This is a genomic window from Streptomyces sp. PU-14G, assembly GCF_041028275.1.
In the GTDB taxonomy this organism is placed as follows: Bacteria; Actinomycetota; Actinomycetes; order Streptomycetales; family Streptomycetaceae; genus Streptomyces.
Genome location: NZ_JASKYT010000154.1, coordinates 1 through 16,664, shown reverse-complemented (window position 1 = coordinate 16,664; position 16,664 = coordinate 1). Strand labels below are relative to the sequence as shown.

The window sequence follows — 16,664 nt, the reverse complement described above, 5'->3', positions numbered from 1 at the left end:
GGCTGTTCCACTGCCCTGACCGGGGCGGGGAGGGGGTAGTGGTGGTCGAACTAGGATGTGGGGCGATCAGAATCAGCCAGGTACAGAGCGGGAGCGATCATGGGTGGGCTCGGCGTGCGGTGGAAGGTGCACGGGGACGGGCGTGTCCCCGCACCCGGTGCCGTCGTGAAGCCCGACGAGCGGTTGTCGTGGCCGCGGACCGCGGGCCTGGGCGCCCAGCACGTGGTGGCGATGTTCGGTGCCAGCTTCGTGGCGCCCGTCCTGATGGGCCTCGACCCCAACCTGGCCATCATGATGTCCGGGTTCGCGACGATGCTCTTCCTCCTCGCGACCCGCGGCAGGGTGCCGAGCTACCTGGGGTGCAGCCTCTCGTTCGTCGGCGTGGCCGCCGTCATCCGCGGCCAGGGCGGCGGCAGCGCGACGGTGACCGGCGCGATCCTGGTGGTCGGAGCCGCCCTCTTCCTCGTCGGCATGGCGGTGCGCAAGTTCGGGGCGCGGATCATCCACGCGGCGATGCCGCCCGTGGTGACCGGCGCGGTCGTCATGCTGATCGGCTTCAATCTGGCGCCGGTCACGGCGAGCACCTACTGGCCGCAGGACCAGTGGACGGCACTGCTGACGATGCTGCTGACCGGCCTCGCCGTGGTGTGCCTGCGGGGTTTCTGGTCGCGCATCGCGATCTTCCTGGGCCTGGTCGTCGGCTACCTGCTCTCGTGGGGCTTCGACGTGGTGTTCGGCCGGATTCACTCGCCGGACGCGAGCGGGAAGACGGTGGACCACTGGCGGCTGGATCTGTCCGGGGTGGGCCAGGCCGACTGGTTCGGGCTGCCGTCGGTGCACGGGCCGGACTTCTCGTGGTCGGCGATCCTGGTGGCGCTGCCGGTGGTGATCGCGCTGGTGGCCGAGAACGCGGGGCACGTGAAGGCCGTCGGCGAGATGACGGGTGACCCGCTCGACGACCAGCTCGGTACGGCGATCTCCGCGGACGGCGTGGGCAGCGTGCTCTCGACGGCGTTCGGCGGCCCGGCCACCACGACGTACTCGGAGAACATCGGGGTCATGGCCGCCACGCGCGTCTACTCGACCGCCGCGTACTGGGCGGCGGCGTGCTTCGCGCTGCTGTTCGGGCTCTGCCCCAAGTTCGGCGCGATCGTCGCGGCCATCCCCGGCGGGGTGCTCGGCGGGATCACCGTCATCCTGTACGGCATGATCGGCCTGCTCGGCGCGCAGATCTGGATCAACAACCGCGTGGACATGCGCAACCCGCTCAACCTGGTGCCGGTGGCCGCGGGCATCATCATCGGGGTCGGCGGCGTCTCCCTGAAGTTCACCGACACCTTCGAGTTGAGCGGCATCGCGCTGGGCACAATCGTCGTCCTCACCGGCTACCACGTCCTCAAGGCGCTGGCCCCGCCGCACCTCAAGGCGCAGGAGCCGCTGCTGGACGAGGGCACCAGCGGCTACGACGAGAAGGAGTGAGCCGGCTCGCCCGGCGCCGCCAGCTCGAAGTACCGCACCCGGTGGTCCTCCCCCACCTCGCGCATGCCGACGGCCCGCAGCACCCGCTGCGAGGCGAGATTGCCGAGATCGGCGTCCGCCTTGACCAGGGTGACGCCCCGCGACCAGGCGAAGGCGAGCAGCGCGCGCAGCGCCTCAGAGGCGTAACCCCGGCCGCGCGCCGAGGTGTTGAGCGCGTAGCCGACGGTGACCGTGCCCTGCGCGTCGGGCGTCCGGTTGAAGCCGAGGCCTCCGATGGCCCGCCCGTCGGCGCGGCGCCGTATCTCGTAGTTGCCGAAGGGGCGCGGGTCGCCACCGGCGGCGCAGGCCTTCAACAGGTCCGTGGCGCCCTCGACGTCCATCGCGTCGGGATACTCGGGTCCCCACAGGTCGCCCTCCGCGGGCCGGCCCGCCACGATCCGCTCCGCCTCGTCGGGTGTCATGGCGTGCAGCAACAGCCGTTCGGTGCGCAGGTCCGTCATGTCAGGTGAGGTATCACGTCGCCGAGCCGGCCGCAGCCGATTAAACGGGGGCGCGCGCGTCCTCCGTCCGGGGGCCCTACGGTGCGGGCTGACCCCGCGGCGTGCGGCCGGCTGTCACCCTGCGGGGCATGACCTCTACGGATCAGGTACCCGCGCAGCGCGCGGTGTCGTCGGCGTCCATCGCCGAAGTGACGGCTCGCATGCGGGAGATCGGCGCGACGCTGCCGCGCCAGGACGGGGTGGCCGTCTTCGACCGGGTGTATCTGTCGGTGACCGAGGAGCTGGAGCGGCGGCTGGTCTCCGGGCACTTCGCCGACCGGGCCGCCACCGGCGAGCTGGGGACGCGCTTCGCCCGGCGTTTCCTGGACGCGGTGGACGCCGAGGCAGCGGGGCTGCGCACGCCCGCGTGCTGGCGCCCGCTCTTCCGCTTCCGTCGCCACCCGTCCGTGCATCCCCTCCAGTTCGCGCTGGCGGGCATCAACGCGCACATCTGCCACGACCTGCCGCTGGCGCTGGTGGACACCTGCCAGGCGCTCGGGGTGGGTCCCGACACGCTGGAGACGGACTTCGAGCGGATCGGTGAGCTGCTGACGGGTCTTGAGGAGCGCATCCGCGAGGAGCTGATGCCGGGCCCCGACCTGCTGGACGTCGCCGATCCGCTGACGCACCTGATCGGTGCGTGGAGCCTGGAGCGGGCGCGGTGCGGCGCGTGGGCGGCGTTCCGGGCGCTGTGGGGCCTGCGCACGTTCGGCGAACTGCTGGAGGACATGGCGGACGGGCTGGACTCGACGGTCGCCATGACGGGCCGCTGCCTGCTGACACCGCTGTGGCACTGAGCAGCCGGTGCGGGGAGGCGCCATTGCCCGGGAGGACCTGATCGCGTAGGCAGGTGGTGCCACGGGTGCGGGGGACGGCCCCCGCTCGGGGGCGCCGACGACGGGCGATCGGGTGACGGAGGGCGAGATGGCACTGCGACTGGGGCTGGGACTGCCGCAGACGGGGACGTACGACCTGGCCACGGACGTGACGCAAGTGGCGCGTGCGGCCGAGGGGATGGGGTACGACAGCGTCTGGGTGCTGGAGCGGATCATGCGGCCGGAGCAGCCCGTGGACGACATGTACCTGATCCCTGGCCTGGAGTGGTCCGCGTACTTCAGGTCGGTCGCCGATCCGCTGGTCACCCTGTCGATGGCCGCCGCCGTCACCGAACGCGTCCGGCTGGGCTCCGCCGTCCTGGTCGGTCCGCTGCGTCCGCCGTTCCTGCTGGCGCGGGCGCTGGGCTCGCTGGACGCGGCCAGCGGGGGCCGGCTCGTCGCCGGTCTGGGCACCGGCTGGTCGCGCGACGAGTACGCGGCGGCGGGCGCCGACTACGCCTCGCGCGGCGCCGCTCTGGATGAGCTGCTGGACGTGTGCGCCGAGGTCTGGGGCGCCGATCCGGCCTCCTACGAGGGACGGCGCACCCGCTTCACCCCGTCGGCCGTGGGCCCCAAACCGGCGGCGTCCCGCGTTCCGGTGCTGTTGGCGGCGGGCAACGACCGTGCGTTGCGGCGGCTGGTGCGGCGGGCTGACGGCTGGCTGCCTTCGCTGGTGTCCAACGAACAAGTGGCCGCCACCCACGCCCGCATCAGGGAACTGGCCGGCGAGGTGGGGCGCGATCCGGCGGAACTGTCCACGACAGTACGGGCTTTCGTCCGGGTCACCGACCGCCCCGTCGAGGGGAGGCGCAGCCCCTACCAGGGCAGTGTCGAGCAGATCGTGGAGGACCTGGCCGGGGCGGCGCGGGCCGGGGTGAGCGAGGTGCTGCTGGACAACCAGCTGGAGTGCCGCGATGCCCGGGAGCTGATCGACTCCGCGAAGGAGCTGCGCGAGGCGGTGACGGAGGCGGGCCTGTAGCCCGCTCCCCGCCCCTCTGCTCCGCCCCGCACTTCCGGTCCGCCCCGGCCCTGTGGTCAGTCCTCCGGCAGCAGCACGGGTTCGATCCCGTCGAAGGCGTCCCCCGGGCCGGGGTTGGCCGGGTCGCAGGCGCCGCCGAGGTGGTGCATGACGCCCCACACGGCGTTGAGCGCGGTCTGCACGGCGCCCTCGGCCCAGCCGGCCGTCCAGGAGATGTCGTCGCCCGCCAGGAAGAGGCCGCGCCGGTCAGTGGGCAGCCCCTCCTGCATGAAGTGGGTGAACAGCCGCCGCTGGTAGCGGTAGTGCCCCGGCAGGTTGGCCTTGAAGGCGCCGAGGAAGTAGGGCTCGTCCTCCCAGGAGACGGTGAGCGGGTCGCCGGTGATGTGCTTGCGGATGTCGACGCCGGGATAGATCTCGCCCAGCGACTTGAGCATGACCTCCATCCGCTCGTTCGCGTCCAGCGGCAGCCACTTGAGACTGTCGTCGCACCACGTGTACGAGAGGCAGATGACGGCGGGCCGGTCGGGCCCCTCGTCCAGCAGGTAGGTGCCGCGCGTCATCCGGTCGGTGAGCGTCATGCTCATCGTGTCGCGGCCGGTGCGCCTGCCGTTGTCGTCGACAGCCTCATCGAGCCAGAACGGCCGGTCGACGGGGACGAACAGCTTGGAGGACTCCATGTAGTGGGTGCGCTCCACGGCCGTCCAGTGGTCGATGGGCAGCAGCGCGTCGTCGCAGTCGATGCGGCTGAGCAGCAGCCACGACTGGGCCGTGAAGACGGCGGCCGGGTAGGTGCGGATGTTCCCGCCCGCGTCGGTGACGGTCACGCGGTTGCCCGCGGTGCGGTGCAGCCGGGTGACGGCGGGGCGGGGTGCGCCGCCCGGATGCAGCGAGGCCAGGCTGGTGCCCTGCGGCCAGTGGACGAGCTTGCCGGGCTCGCGCTCCCACAGGCGCAGCGGCAGCTGCTGGCAGCCGCCGACGATGCCGCGGTGGTCGTCGTCGGCGCCGGTGTAGACGACGCGCAGGATCTCCAGGATCGAGTTGGGGAAGTCGGTGTCCCAGCCGCCGGTGCCGAAGCCGACCTGGCCGAAGATCTCCCGGTGCCGGAAGGAGGAGAAGGCCGGCGAGTCGCACAGGAACCCGTAGAACGTCTGGTTGTCCAGCTTCTCCACAAGGCGGGACCAGATCTCGCGGATGCGGGGCACGTCCCGCTCGCGTATCGCCCGCTGCATCGCGGAGAAGTCGGCGCCCTCCTCCAGACAGGCGTTCCACGCCTCCATCACCTGGTGGTAGACGGGCGGCAGGTCCTCCAGCGTGCGGGCGTAGTGCGACTCGCCCTTGAGGTCCACGACGGTGGAGGGGGTGTCGGGCGCCAGCGGGTTCGGGAACGGCTTGGTCTCCAGCCCGGCGAGGTCGATGTAGTGCTGGAGCGCGGTCGAGGACGGGGGGAAGCGCATGGCGCCCATCTCCGCGCGCAGCGACGGGTCGCCGCCCTCGAACGCCGCGGTGCGCAGCCGGCCGCCGAGCTGGTCGGCCTCGTACACGACGGGCTTGAGCCCCATCTTCATCAGCTCGTACGCCGCCACCAGGCCCGACAGGCCGCCGCCGATGACGGCGACCTCGCTGCCGTGCGCGGCGGGCGGCACCGCGCCCAGGCCCGCCGGGTGCGCCAGGTAGTCGTCGTACGCGAACGGGAAGTCGGGGCCGAACATCGTGAGCGGACGCTGCGCTCGCTGCTCGCCGACGGGCTGGCGCTCGTCCTGTTCGTGGGCAGCGGTGGGCACGGTGGAAGTCATGCGGAGGTGCTCCTGGATTGCGGGCCTGGCCGGATACGGGTCGGGTGACGGCGCCCAGGCCGCGAGTGGACGGGACTCAGGCCGGGTACAGCTCGGGGCGGCGGTCGGCCAGATACGGATTGCGCTCGCGGGAAGCCCGCAGGAACGCCGGGTCGGCGTCAGCGACCAGCAGAGCCTGCGAGACGCCGTCAGCGCGGGCGGGCACGGTGCCGTCCGGCGCGGCCAGACAGCTGCGCCCCGCGAAGTCGAACTCGCCCTCGCGGCCGACGCGGTTGGCGTACGCGACGTAGAGCTGGCTCTCGACGGCCCGCGCGGGGACGAGCGTCGTGGCGACGGCGTCGTACGGGCACATCAGCGCGGTCGGCACGAGCAGCACGTCGGTACCCGCGAGGGCGTGCGCGCGGACGGCTTCGGGGAACTCGACGTCGTAGCAGATCAGCAGACCGAACGTCAGCCCCGCCAGCCGGGCCTGGACGACCAGGTGGCTCCCGGGCGTGTAGTGCTCGGCCTCGTACGAGCCGTACAGGTGCGTCTTGCGGTAGTTCGCGAGGGCCTCGCCGTCCGGGCCGACGAGCCTCGCGGTGTTGTGGACGGCGCCGTCCTCGCCCCGCTCGGGGTAGCCGTAGCCGACAGCCACGCCGTGGCGGAGGGCGATGCGGGAGACCGCCTGCGCGGCCGGGCCGTCGTTCTGCTGTGCCGACCCCGCCGGGTCGGCGAGGGCGTAGCCGGTGAGGGAGAGCTCCGGTGTGAGGAGGAGACGGGCGCCCCGGGCGGCGGCCTCGCGGGCCGCGCGGTCGAGGGCGTCCAGGCCTGCGGCACGGGTCTGGTGGAGGGCGATACGCACGGCTTCGACGCTACGGGGCGCCTTGAGGGCTCACAAGGCGCCGATCTTGCGGGCCGACCCGCGCTTTGTTGCGCCCTTCGCGCCGAGGCCGTCGTTTTGTTGCGCGCCGCTGCTGCGCCCGTACGGCGGAGGCCCCCGGGGGCCGCGGGAGTCCGCCGCGGCGCTACAGCGGTGGGCCCGCGTTGTAGCGGCGCAGCAGCGGGGAGAGCACCAGCACCGACTTGGTGCGGTCGACGAAGGGCTCGCCCGCGATCCTCTCCAGCACCGTCTCGAAGTGCCGCATGTCCGCCGCGAAGACCTGCACGAGCGCGTCGGCGTCCCCGGTCACCGTGGAGGCCGAGGCCACCTCGGGATAGCGCGCGAGTGCCCGGCGGATGTCCTCGGGCGCCGTCCGTGAGCGGCAGTACATCTCGATGAAACCCTCCGTCTGCCACCCCAGGGCAGCCGGGTCGACCCGTACGGTGAACCCCGTGATCGCGCCGCGCTCCCGCAGCCGGTCCACGCGCCGTTTCACGGCGGGCGCCGACAGGCCGACCTCGGCTCCGATGTCGGCGTAGGTGCGGCGGGCATCCTCGGCGAGGGCGTGGACGATGCGTTCGTCGAGGGTGTCGAGATCGTTCTGTGGCACGGCGCCAGTAGAACACGGCGTGAACGCAGGCCGCGGAACGGCCGGAAGGGCGGACGAGGGTGCCGGATGTGGTGGGCGGGTGGCAGGACGCCGAGCCGTATCTGCGGGGGGTGGCCTGGCGGGACGGCGACCGCTGCGTGCGGGCCGACCCGGCGGACGCGGCCCGGCTGCCGGTCACGACCTGGGCCCGCGCGCAGATGCCGGTGGGGGTGCGGCTGGAGTTCGTCGCTCAGGGCCCGTTCGAGGTGCGCTACCGCGCGGCCACCCTGGGCACCGTGGACGCGCTGCGTGAGGGGAGCCGGAGGTGGGAGGCGCTGCGGGACGGCGAGCGGGCCGCCGCCGTCCCGGAGGACCCGCGGGAGGGCGAACGGGTGCTGCGCGTCGACTGGCCTGGCGGCCCGGGGGTGCTGTACCCGCCGGAGGGGTACGCCCCTGTGCTGCTGGGGGTGCGCGGCGCTCGGCCCGCGCCGCGGCAACCCCGCTGGCTGGTGTACGGCGACTCGATCGCGGAGGGCTGGTCGGCGACGGCGCCCTCGCTGGGCTGGCCCGCGGTCGCGGGCCGCGAACTGGGCCTGGACACGGTCAATCTGGGCTACACGGGCTCTGCGCACGGGGAGATGGCGAGCGCCGAGCAGTTGGCGGGCCTCCCCGGCTCGGTGCTGACCCTGGCGTTCGGCTGCAACTGCTGGACGGGCGTGCCGTATGCGACGGGGCTGATGGCCGAGACCGTCACGGCGTTCCTGCGTCTGGTGCGCGCCGGACATCCGCGTACGCCGCTGCTGGTGGTCTCTCCGCTGCCGCGTCCGGAGGCCGAGCGCGCACCGAACGCCCTGGGCGCGACCCTGGCCGGCCTGCGCGGGGCGATGGAGGGGGCCGTGCGGGCCCGGATCGCGGCAGGCGACGACCGGCTCGCGCTGCTGCCGGGCGCGGACCTGATCGGCCCTGAACACCTGGTGGACGGCGTGCACCCCGGCGACGCGGGACACGCGCTGGTCGCCTCGGCGGTGGCCCGGTCCCTCCGCGAGGACCTGGCCGTATCGCCGCTCGGGTACGGCGGCCGTTGAGGTTCACGCGCGTCGCGTCGCCCGGCCCGGCACCTCGCTGCGTGACCGGTTCGCGCCAGTGCGCCCACCGCGCGGGTGGGCCGGGCGGTCGCGAGGGCCCGGCGCGCGCGACCGCCTTCGTCCAGCGCGTGGCAGCGTGGGCCGCCGCCCCCGCGTGGTGTCGGCCGTCGCCAGCCATGGAGGTGGAGCCGACCGCGGCGCCGCGGTTGTGACGACCCCTACACCTCAGGAACGGTCACCCCTTCACGCAACAGGTAGCGCGGCCGGGTGTGTGTCCGCGAGGCGGCCCGTGCGCCCTACGGGCCGGGGGACCGCATCACTGAGCGGGCGAGGCCGATGAGGCCGGCTCGGATCCGTTGCTCGCCGAGTTCCGGCAGGAGGGCGGCCACGTGTTCGGCAGCCAGCGCGGCGAGCAGTGCGTGGGCGGTGTACGCGGGGTCGGGCGTGGCGGACAGCAAGATCGCCGTGTGGCGGTGCCAGAACCGGTAGGCCCCGATCCGGTACCGGGCGCCGACCGCGGCGGTCTCCGAGGTACGGATGAGAGCCAGATTCTCCAGCAGGTAGTCGACATAGGCGTCGACGAACGCGGTGAGGCGCGCCTCGGCAGCGGCTCCAGGGCCGAGCGGCGGCGGTCCATACAAGATCGCCTCCTGCAGTACGCGTTCTCGGGCGTCGAGGAGTGCGGCGGCCAGCCCGGACTTGTCGCCGAAGCGGCGGTAGAGGGTCCCCTTGCCGACGCCGGCGGCCTCGGCCACCTGGTCCATGGAGACCGCTTCCACTCCGTGCTCGGCGAACAGCCGCGCGGCTGCCTCCAGCACGGCGGCACGGTTGCGTGCCGAGCGTGCTTGCTCCTTCGGCGGTGGAGTGCGCAGCAGTTCCAGCAGCGTTGCAGAATCGGACTGCGGTCCGTTATCGTCATGAGCCACAGCCGGACTATAGTCCGATTCCTGAGAGGCAGTGGCATGACCGCACTCATCACACGAGACGAACTCAAGGCAGCCATGGACGCGGGCGGCGTGACCGTCGTCGACGCTCTGGGCGGCGAGTACTACGCCAAGCAACACCTGCCCGGCGCGCTCGAACTGGTCTTGACCGACGTCGAGGACCAGGCGTCCACCCTGCTCCCCGACCGCGACGCGGCGATCGTCACCTACTGCTCCAACCCGGCGTGCGCCAACAGCGGACAGGTCGCCGACCGGCTCACCGCTCTCGGATACACCAATGTCCGCAAGTACCGTGAGGGCATCCAGGACTGGGTGGAGGCGGGCCTTCCCACCGAGTCCGCCTGATCCCGCCCCCGGGGGAGGACAGCCCGGGAAGCCCTCGAACGCGGACGGCGCCGCACCCACGCCCGGGGTGCGGCGCCGTCCGCGGGAGCGGTCACCAACTGGCGTGCAGCGGCTTGCCCTCCGCGTAGCCCGCGGCGCTCTGGACGCCGACGACGGCCTTCTCGGCGAACTCCTCCAGGCTGCCGGCGCCCGCGTACGTGCAGGACGAGCGGACGCCCGCGATGATCGAGTCGATCAGGTCCTCGACGCCGGGGCGTGTCGGGTCCAGGAACATCCGGGAGGTGGAGATGCCCTCCTCGAACAGACCCTTGCGGGCACGGTCGTAGGCCGACTCCTCCGAGGTCCGGTTGCGCACGGCACGGGCGGAGGCCATTCCGAAGGACTCCTTGTAGAGGCGTCCGTCGGCGGACTGCTGGAGGTCTCCGGGGGACTCGTGAGTGCCGGCGAACCAGGAGCCGATCATCACGTTGGAGGCTCCGGCGGCCAGCGCCATGGCCACATCGCGGGGGTGTCGCACGCCGCCGTCGGCCCACACGTGCTTGCCGTACTTGCGCGCCTCGGCGGCGCACTCCAGGACGGCGGAGAACTGCGGCCGGCCGACGCCGGTCATCATGCGGGTGGTGCACATGGCGCCGGGGCCGACGCCGACCTTGACGATGTCCGCACCCGCCTCGATCAGGTCGCGCACCCCTTCGGCTGCCACGACGTTGCCCGCCACGACCGGGACGGCCGGGTCGAGGGAGCGGACGGCCTTGAGGGCTTCGAGCATGCCTTCCTGGTGGCCGTGGGCGGTGTCCACCACGAGGGTGTCGACGCCGGCGTCGAGCAGCGCCTGGGCACGCGCCGCCACGTCGCCGTTGATACCGACGGCGGCGGCGACGCGCAGCGCGCCTTCGGCGTCGACGGCGGGGCTGTAGAGGGTGGCCCGCAGCGCGCCCTTGCGCGTGAGGATGCCGACGAGCTTGCCGTCGGGTCCGACGGCGGGCGCGAACTTGCGGTGCGCGGCGTCGAGCCGGTTGAAGGCGTCACGGGGGTCGATGTCCGCGTCGACGACCAGCAGTTCGCTGGTCATGACCTCCGAGAGCTGGGTGAACCGGTCGACGCCGGTCAGATCGGACTCGGTGACGACGCCGACGGGCCGCCCGTCCCGCACCACGACGCCGGCCCCGTGCGCCCGCTTGGGCAGCAGCGAGAGCGCGTCGGCGACGGTCTGGGTGGGGGCGAGCGTGATGGGGGTGTCGAGGACGTGGTGCCGCCGCTTGACCCAGCCGATGACCTCGGTGACGACGTCGATCGGGATGTCCTGGGGGATCACCACGAGCCCGCCGCGGCGAGCCACGGTCTCGGCCATACGGCGTCCGGCGATGGCGGTCATGTTGGCGACCACCAGGGGGATGGTGGTGCCCGTGCCGTCGGGCGAGGACAGGTCCACGCCCTGCCGGGAACCGACCGCCGAGCGGTTCGGCACCATGAAGACGTCGTCGTACGTCAGGTCGTACGGGGGCCGCTGATCATTGAGGAAACGCACGTACTTCATTCTCCCACGTCCGCACATGCATGCGAGACCGGAGGATCCGCCGGAGTGGACCGCCGCCCGTGGTGGGATCGCACGAGAAGACCACGCACCCGACCAGGCATGACTACGACGTGTGACTGCCGCCGCTCACCGGGTCGGGAACCACCTCGGCGGGCGGGGGCGCGGACTCCTGAGCAACGGTGTCGCGGCGCGTCCGGCGCGCGTCGGCCGCCCCCTTCAGACGCCGCACCGCAGGCTCCGTCCAGCGGGCGGTCAGCGGCCCGAAGATCACCATGATCATCACGTACGCGGTCGCCAGCGGGGTGATCCGCGAGTCCGCGCTCGCGGCGAGCCCGGCTATCACGATGGAGAACTCGCCCCGCGCCACCAGCGCCCCGCCCGCGCGCAGCCGCCCCTTGCCGCCGACTCCCGCACGCCCCGCCGCGTACCAGCCGGTGAGCACCTTGGTGACGGCGGTGACCACGGCCAGGATCAGCGCGGGCAGCAGCACGGGCGGAATCTGGGAGGGGTCGGTGTTGAGACCGAAGAAGACGAAGAAGACGGCGGCGAACAGGTCCCGCAGCGGTGTGAGCAGACTGCGCGCGTTCTCCGCCGTCTCACCCGAGAGCGCGATACCCACCAGGAAGGCTCCGACGGCCGCCGAGACCTGGAGCTTCGCGGCGATGCCCGCGATCAGCAGGGTGAGCCCGAGCACGACGAGCAGCAGCATCTCGGGGGTGTTCGAGCTGACGGCGCGGCTTATGTGCCGGCCGAACCGCAGCGCCACCAGCAGCACGATCCCGACCGTCCCCACGGCGACGAGCATGGCCACGCTGGTCCCCGCCAGCCCGAGCCCGGCCACCAGCGCTGTCAGCAACGGCAGATAGAGGGCCATGGACAGGTCCTCGATGACCAGCACCCCGAGGATGACCGGCGTCTCCTTGTTGCCGAGCCTGCCCAGATCGGTGAGCACCTTGGCGATCACCCCGGACGACGAGATCCAGGTGACACCGGCCAGCGCCACCGCCGCGACAGGACCCCAGCCCAGCAGCAGCGCCGCCACCGCGCCCGGCACCGCGTTGAGCGCGAAGTCCACGATGCCGGACGGATACTGGGTCTTGAGACTGGTGACCAGTTCGGAGGCGCTGTACTCCAGGCCCAGCAGCAGCAGGAGCAGGATCACCCCGATCTCCGCACCGACCTCGATGAACTCCTCGCTGGCGGTCAGCGGGAAGAGGCCCCCTTGCCCGAAGGCGAGACCCCCCAGCAGGTAGAGGGGGATCGGGGAGAGCCCGATACGGCCGGCGAAGCGGCCGACCAGCCCCAGTCCCAGAATGACGGCGCCGAGTTCGATCAGCAGGACGGTGGTGTCGTGCACAGAGGGCCTTTCAGTTGTCCAGCGGCTTGTACCTGCGGCTCAGGTGCCGGAGATGATGCGGGTCAGCTCGTCCACTCCCTCCCGGGTACCGACGGCGACGAGCGTGTCCCCCGCCTCCAGCCGGAAGTCGGGCGTCGGCGACGGCACCGCGCCGGTGCGGCGCAGCACGGCGACGATGGAGGCGCCGGTACGGCTCCGCGCCTGGGTGGCGCCCAGCGGCTCCCCGCTGTACGGCGACTGCCCCGACATCGGAATGCGGACGGTGACCAGGTCGATCTCCATCTCGCACGTGCCCAGCCGGGGGCTCTCACCAGGAGCGAGGATCTCCGCCAGGGAGCCCGCCTCCTCCTGGTCGAGCTGCACCGTGGCCAGACAGGCGTCCGGGTCGTCCTCCGGATGGAACCCGAGGAACCTGCGGCCGTCCTGGTGAGCGACCACCGAGATGTGGCGCCCGGTCCGGGTGGTGATGTCGTACTGCTTGCCCAACCCCGGCAGCTTGGTGCTCTTGGTCGTCATGGCTGCTGCCCTTCTGAACCTTCCACGAGGACTACGCAGGTCCGCGGAGCGTCCTGCGGCGAACTGCTACGAAGCGGCGGTGCTGTCCGGATCCGTACGCTCCAACGCCGGACGGGGACCCGATTCTTCCTCGGCCAGCAGCCAGTCGGCGGCAGCGGTGTCCGTCACCAGGCTGGTGACCAGCCCGGAGCGGAGCACGGCACCGATCGCGGCCGCCTTGCGGTGGCCCCCGGCGATGGCCACGACTTCCGGGATACGGCGCAGCCGCTCGGCCTCGACCGTGATGCACCGCTCCCCCAGGTCGCGGCCGATCCGCCGGCCCTGCGCGTCGAACAGGTGCGCCGACATCTCCGCGGCCACTCCGAGCGACGAGTAGTGCTCCCGCTCCTCGGCGCTGAGCATGTCGTGCACCGTGGAGATCCCCGGCTCCCAGGAGCCGATGGAAACGGCGGCGACGGTCACCTTGTCGAAGTACTCGAAAGCGCGAGCGATGCCCGTCTGGTGGCGCAGCGCCGCGGCGGTGGAGCTGTCCGGCAGCAGCATCGGCGCGTAGATGGGGTGCGCCTCCCCGCCGGCGACCTCGGCGGCACGACGGACGGCCTCCACCGAACCGCGGTCGGCCGTGCCCGCGTCGTAGACGCCGGTGAGCTGGACCACCGTGCACGGCGGCAGCTGACGCAGCGCCGTCGCCATGTGGATGGTGGAGCGCCCCCAGGCCAGACCCAGCACGTCGCCGTCGGTGACCAGCTCGCCCAGCAGATCGGCGGCGACCTCGCCGAGGTTCTCCGGGTCCGCCGCGTCGTCGACGGCCTCGGTGGGCGACTCGACGACGACCGCGTGCCGCAGCCCGAAACGGGCGCGCAGCGCGTCCGAACGCTCGGCGTCCAGCTCGGCCGGCACCCTGATCTCGATCCGCACCAGGTCACGTTCGAGCGCGGTCTCCAGCACCCGGGCCACCTTGAAGCGGCTCACCCCGAACTCGTCCGCGATCTGGATCTTGGACTTGCTCTCCAGATAGAAACGGCGGGCCATCGCCGCCGCCTGCATGAGCTCGGCGGGTCCCATTCGCGTGGCTCGCCCCGACGACACCGCTCTCACCTCACTGTCTTGCTGTGTCCGCGCTGGCGGCACGTACGCGCCGCGCGTTCATCCTTGCAGATCCCCTGACAAACGTGACCCTGGTCACCCAGCGTTCACCTCAGCTCCCCTCTCCGGGACGCCCGGCCTGCCCCTGCCCGGGGCGCCCCGCCTGCTCCCGACCCGGACCGCCGGTCTGCTCCGCCTGCGCTCAACCCGGGCGGCTCGCCTGCTCGGCCTGCTGCCGCAGCGCCCGTACCGCCGCCGCCGGATCGTCGGCGCCGTAGACGGCGGAGCCCGCCACGAACACGTCGGCGCCCGCCTCGGCGCACCGCTCGATGGTGGAGGCCGAGACCCCGCCGTCCACCTGGAGCCACAGCTGCAGCCCGTGCTTGTCGATCAACTGCCGGGTGCGGCGGATCTTCGGCAGCATGATGTCGAGGAACGCCTGCCCGCCGAAGCCCGGCTCCACCGTCATCACCAGCAGCATGTCCAGCTCGGGCAGCAGGTCCTCGTACGGCTCGATCGGGGTGGCGGGCTTGAGCGCCATGGACGCACGGGCCCCCTGGGCGCGGACCTCGCGGGCCAGCCGCACCGGAGCCGCGGCGGCCTCCGCGTGGAAGGTGACCGAACCCGCGCCCGCCTCCACGAACGCCGGAGCCCAACGGTCCGGTTCCTCGATCATCAGGTGGCAGTCCAGCGGGGTGTCCGTGGCCTTGCGCAGCGACTCGACCACGGGCACGCCCAGGGTCAGATTGGGCACGAAGTGGTTGTCCATGACATCGACGTGCAGCCAGTCGGCGCCGCCGGTGCCGGATACCGCCTCCGCCTCGTCGGCGAGACGCGCGAAGTCGGCGGACAGGATGCTGGGGTTGATCTGAGCCATGGTCACCAGTATTCCGTGTGGACGTTCGAAGCGATCACTCGGTGGGGCACGCCGCCGCCTGAGCGCTCACGCGGGGCGGCTGCCACGCTGTGCGGTGCGGCTGCCATGCTGTGCGGTGCGGCTCTCACGCCGTGCGGTGCGGCTGCCACGCCGTGCGGTGTGGCTCTCAGGCCGTGCACTGGCGCTCCCACGCCGCGTGCTGCGGCTCTCACGCCGTGCGGCGCAGCAGCGCCAGGTACATCGCGTCCGTTCCGTGCAGATGCGGCCACAACTGGACGTCCGGACCCTCGCCCAGATCCGGTACACCGGACAGCAGCGGACGGGCGTCCAGCAGTTCCGCCGCCGGACCGCGCGGCTCCTTCTCCATCCCGCGCAGCACGTCGTCGACAACCGCGCGGGTCTCCGCCAGATGCGGCGAGCACGTCGCATACCCGACGACGCCACCCACCCGGGCCGCCGCCACCGCCTGGCGCAGCAGCCCACGCTGCAACGGGGCGAACCCCGCCAGATCCTCAGGACCGCGCCGCCACCGGGCCTCGGGCCTGCGCCGCAGCGCGCCGAGTCCGGTACACGGCACATCCACCAGCACCCGGTCGAAGCTGCCGGGCCGCCACGCAGGCCGCGTCCCGTCCGCGCTGACAGCGGCCCACGGCCCCGGATTGCCCTCCAGCGCACGGGCCACCAGGCGCGCACGGTGCGGCTGCTTCTCGGCCGCCAGCAGCGCCGCCCCCCGCCGCGCCGCGAGCGCCCCCAGCAGGGCCGCCTTACCGCCAGGCCCCGCACAGACGTCCAGCCAGTGCCTGTCGCCCCCGCCCTCCACGGGTGCGTCGGCCAGAGCGAGCGCGACGAGCTGACTGCCCTCGTCCTGCACCCCCGCCCTGCCCTCGCGCACGGCCTCCAGCGCCCCGGGCTCACCGCCCTCGGCCATCCGCACCGCGTACGGCGACCAACGCCCCGGCGCCGTCTCGCCGGTGCTCAACTCCTCGACGGACGCCCGGCCCGGACGGGCCACCAGCGTGACCTCCGGCCGCTCGTTGTCGGCCTCCAGCAGCGCGGTGATCTCCGCGCGGCCACCTCCCTGGCCCCGCGCCGGCAGCGCGTCCCAGAGTGCGGAGACCACCCACCGAGGATGCGCGTGGCGCAGCGCGAGGTGCTCCTCGGGATCCTCGTCGTAGGGCGGCGCGATCCGCTCCAGCCAGCCCTCGAGGTCATCGGCGGTGATACGCCGCAGCACCGCGTTGACGAACTTCGCCCGCCCGTCACCCAGCACCACCCGGGCCAGCTCCACCGTGGCACTCACCGCGGCGTGCTGCGGGATGCGGGTGCCCAGCAGCTGGTGGGCACCCAGGGAGAGGACGTCCAGCACCGGCGGGTCGACCTCGCGCAGCGGGCGGTCCACACACTCCGCGATGATCGCGTCATAGGTGCCCTGCCGACGCAGCGTGCCGTACACCAGCTCCGTGGCCAGCGCCGCGTCCCGCGCGTCCAGACCCCCCTTGTCGGGGTCCTTCTCGCGGGCCTTCCTCAGCAGCGGAGGCAGCACCAGGTTCGCGTAGGCGTCCCGTTCGTCGACGGCGCGCAGCGCCTCGAACGCGAGGAGGCGGACCGGGTCCTTGCGCGGCCGTCGGTACGGCTTTCCCGGCCTGCCTGCATGAGCTGGCTTGCCTGCATGACCTGGCTTGCCAGGTTTTGTGGACCTGCCCGGCTGACCGCCGCGGCGGGGTGGGGTGCTCACAGCTGAAGGTGCTCCGCGAAACGAGGGATCAAGACCTCCACCCTACGACCCCACGGCCCCTCACCG

16 protein-coding genes are annotated in these 16,664 nt (G+C 72.6%); 5 read left to right on the top strand and 11 right to left on the bottom strand.

The genetic code is table 11. The features are described from left to right. Positions 1-99: 99 nt before the first annotated feature. Positions 100-1,479 (top strand): uracil-xanthine permease family protein, encoded by a 1,380-nt coding sequence (locus tag AB8Z75_RS19040; RefSeq protein ID WP_369203539.1) that lies wholly within the window; start codon positions 100-102, stop codon positions 1,477-1,479. Here the strand turns inward: AB8Z75_RS19040 and AB8Z75_RS19035 are convergent. Further along, positions 1,461-1,979 carry a GNAT family N-acetyltransferase gene (locus tag AB8Z75_RS19035; protein ID WP_369203537.1) on the bottom strand — a complete coding sequence of 173 codons (519 nt, stop codon included), beginning with the start codon at positions 1,977-1,979 and terminating at the stop codon, positions 1,461-1,463. The genes AB8Z75_RS19040 and AB8Z75_RS19035 overlap by 19 nt on opposite strands. 128 nt (positions 1,980-2,107) lie before the next feature. On the opposite strand from AB8Z75_RS19035, the gene AB8Z75_RS19030 reads away from it, so the two are divergent. Together AB8Z75_RS19030 and AB8Z75_RS19025 are read left to right on the top strand one after the other, a co-directional pair. Beyond that, complete coding sequence (locus AB8Z75_RS19030) at positions 2,108-2,815, top strand: DUF5995 family protein (RefSeq protein ID WP_369203535.1); 708 nt, start codon at positions 2,108-2,110, stop codon at positions 2,813-2,815. Positions 2,816-2,942: 127 nt separating this feature from the next. Continuing rightward, a complete protein-coding gene (locus AB8Z75_RS19025) occupies positions 2,943-3,872 on the top strand; it encodes a TIGR03619 family F420-dependent LLM class oxidoreductase (RefSeq protein WP_369203533.1) in 930 nt (309 codons plus the stop codon). A 56-nt stretch (positions 3,873-3,928) separates the two neighbouring features. Here the strand turns inward: AB8Z75_RS19025 and AB8Z75_RS19020 are convergent, their stop codons facing one another. From AB8Z75_RS19020 to AB8Z75_RS19010, 3 genes are all read right to left on the bottom strand, one after another. Beyond that, on the bottom strand, positions 3,929-5,665 hold the full coding sequence (locus AB8Z75_RS19020) for a flavin monoamine oxidase family protein (protein ID WP_369203531.1): 1,737 nt from the start codon (positions 5,663-5,665) through the stop codon (positions 3,929-3,931). Positions 5,666-5,741: 76 nt separating this feature from the next. Beyond that, the gene (locus tag AB8Z75_RS19015; protein ID WP_369203529.1) at positions 5,742-6,509 is read right to left on the bottom strand and encodes a carbon-nitrogen hydrolase family protein; all 768 of its coding nucleotides are present in this window, start codon (positions 6,507-6,509) and stop codon (positions 5,742-5,744) included. Positions 6,510-6,672: 163 nt separating this feature from the next. Next, positions 6,673-7,137 (bottom strand): Lrp/AsnC family transcriptional regulator, encoded by a 465-nt coding sequence (locus tag AB8Z75_RS19010; protein ID WP_114024687.1) that lies wholly within the window; start codon positions 7,135-7,137, stop codon positions 6,673-6,675. Between the two features lie 71 nt (positions 7,138-7,208). Here AB8Z75_RS19010 and AB8Z75_RS19005 point away from each other — a divergent pair, with 71 nt between their 5' ends. Beyond that, positions 7,209-8,201 carry an SGNH/GDSL hydrolase family protein gene (locus AB8Z75_RS19005; RefSeq protein WP_369203527.1) on the top strand — a complete coding sequence of 331 codons (993 nt, stop codon included), beginning with the start codon at positions 7,209-7,211 and terminating at the stop codon, positions 8,199-8,201. A gap of 296 nt (positions 8,202-8,497) precedes the next feature. On the opposite strand, the gene AB8Z75_RS19000 is transcribed toward AB8Z75_RS19005, so the two are convergent. Further along, complete coding sequence (locus AB8Z75_RS19000; RefSeq protein WP_369203525.1) at positions 8,498-9,127, bottom strand: TetR/AcrR family transcriptional regulator; 630 nt, start codon at positions 9,125-9,127, stop codon at positions 8,498-8,500. Positions 9,128-9,163: 36 nt separating this feature from the next. On the opposite strand from AB8Z75_RS19000, the gene AB8Z75_RS18995 reads away from it, so the two are divergent. Next, positions 9,164-9,490, top strand: coding sequence for a rhodanese-like domain-containing protein (locus AB8Z75_RS18995; RefSeq protein WP_369203523.1), 327 nt, complete (start codon positions 9,164-9,166; stop codon positions 9,488-9,490). Between the two features lie 91 nt (positions 9,491-9,581). Here the strand turns inward: AB8Z75_RS18995 and AB8Z75_RS18990 are convergent, their stop codons facing one another. From AB8Z75_RS18990 to AB8Z75_RS18965, 6 genes are all read right to left on the bottom strand, one after another. After that, positions 9,582-11,027 (bottom strand): GuaB1 family IMP dehydrogenase-related protein, encoded by a 1,446-nt coding sequence (locus AB8Z75_RS18990; RefSeq protein ID WP_369203521.1) that lies wholly within the window; start codon positions 11,025-11,027, stop codon positions 9,582-9,584. Positions 11,028-11,130: 103 nt separating this feature from the next. Further along, entirely contained in the window at positions 11,131-12,384 is a 1,254-nt protein-coding gene (locus tag AB8Z75_RS18985) for a cation:proton antiporter (RefSeq protein WP_369203519.1), read from the bottom strand. Positions 12,385-12,423: 39 nt separating this feature from the next. Beyond that, positions 12,424-12,900: a cation:proton antiporter regulatory subunit gene (locus AB8Z75_RS18980; protein ID WP_369203518.1), complete on the bottom strand. Its 477-nt coding sequence runs from the start codon at positions 12,898-12,900 to the stop codon at positions 12,424-12,426. Positions 12,901-12,966: 66 nt separating this feature from the next. After that, positions 12,967-13,965, bottom strand: coding sequence for a sugar-binding transcriptional regulator (locus tag AB8Z75_RS18975; protein WP_369203516.1), 999 nt, complete (start codon positions 13,963-13,965; stop codon positions 12,967-12,969). Positions 13,966-14,188: 223 nt separating this feature from the next. Further along, positions 14,189-14,863 carry a ribulose-phosphate 3-epimerase gene (gene rpe / locus AB8Z75_RS18970; protein ID WP_369203514.1) on the bottom strand — a complete coding sequence of 225 codons (675 nt, stop codon included), beginning with the start codon at positions 14,861-14,863 and terminating at the stop codon, positions 14,189-14,191. Between the two features lie 208 nt (positions 14,864-15,071). After that, positions 15,072-16,598 carry an RsmB/NOP family class I SAM-dependent RNA methyltransferase gene (locus AB8Z75_RS18965; RefSeq protein ID WP_369203512.1) on the bottom strand — a complete coding sequence of 509 codons (1,527 nt, stop codon included), beginning with the start codon at positions 16,596-16,598 and terminating at the stop codon, positions 15,072-15,074. Between the last annotated feature and the right edge of the window lie 66 nt (positions 16,599-16,664).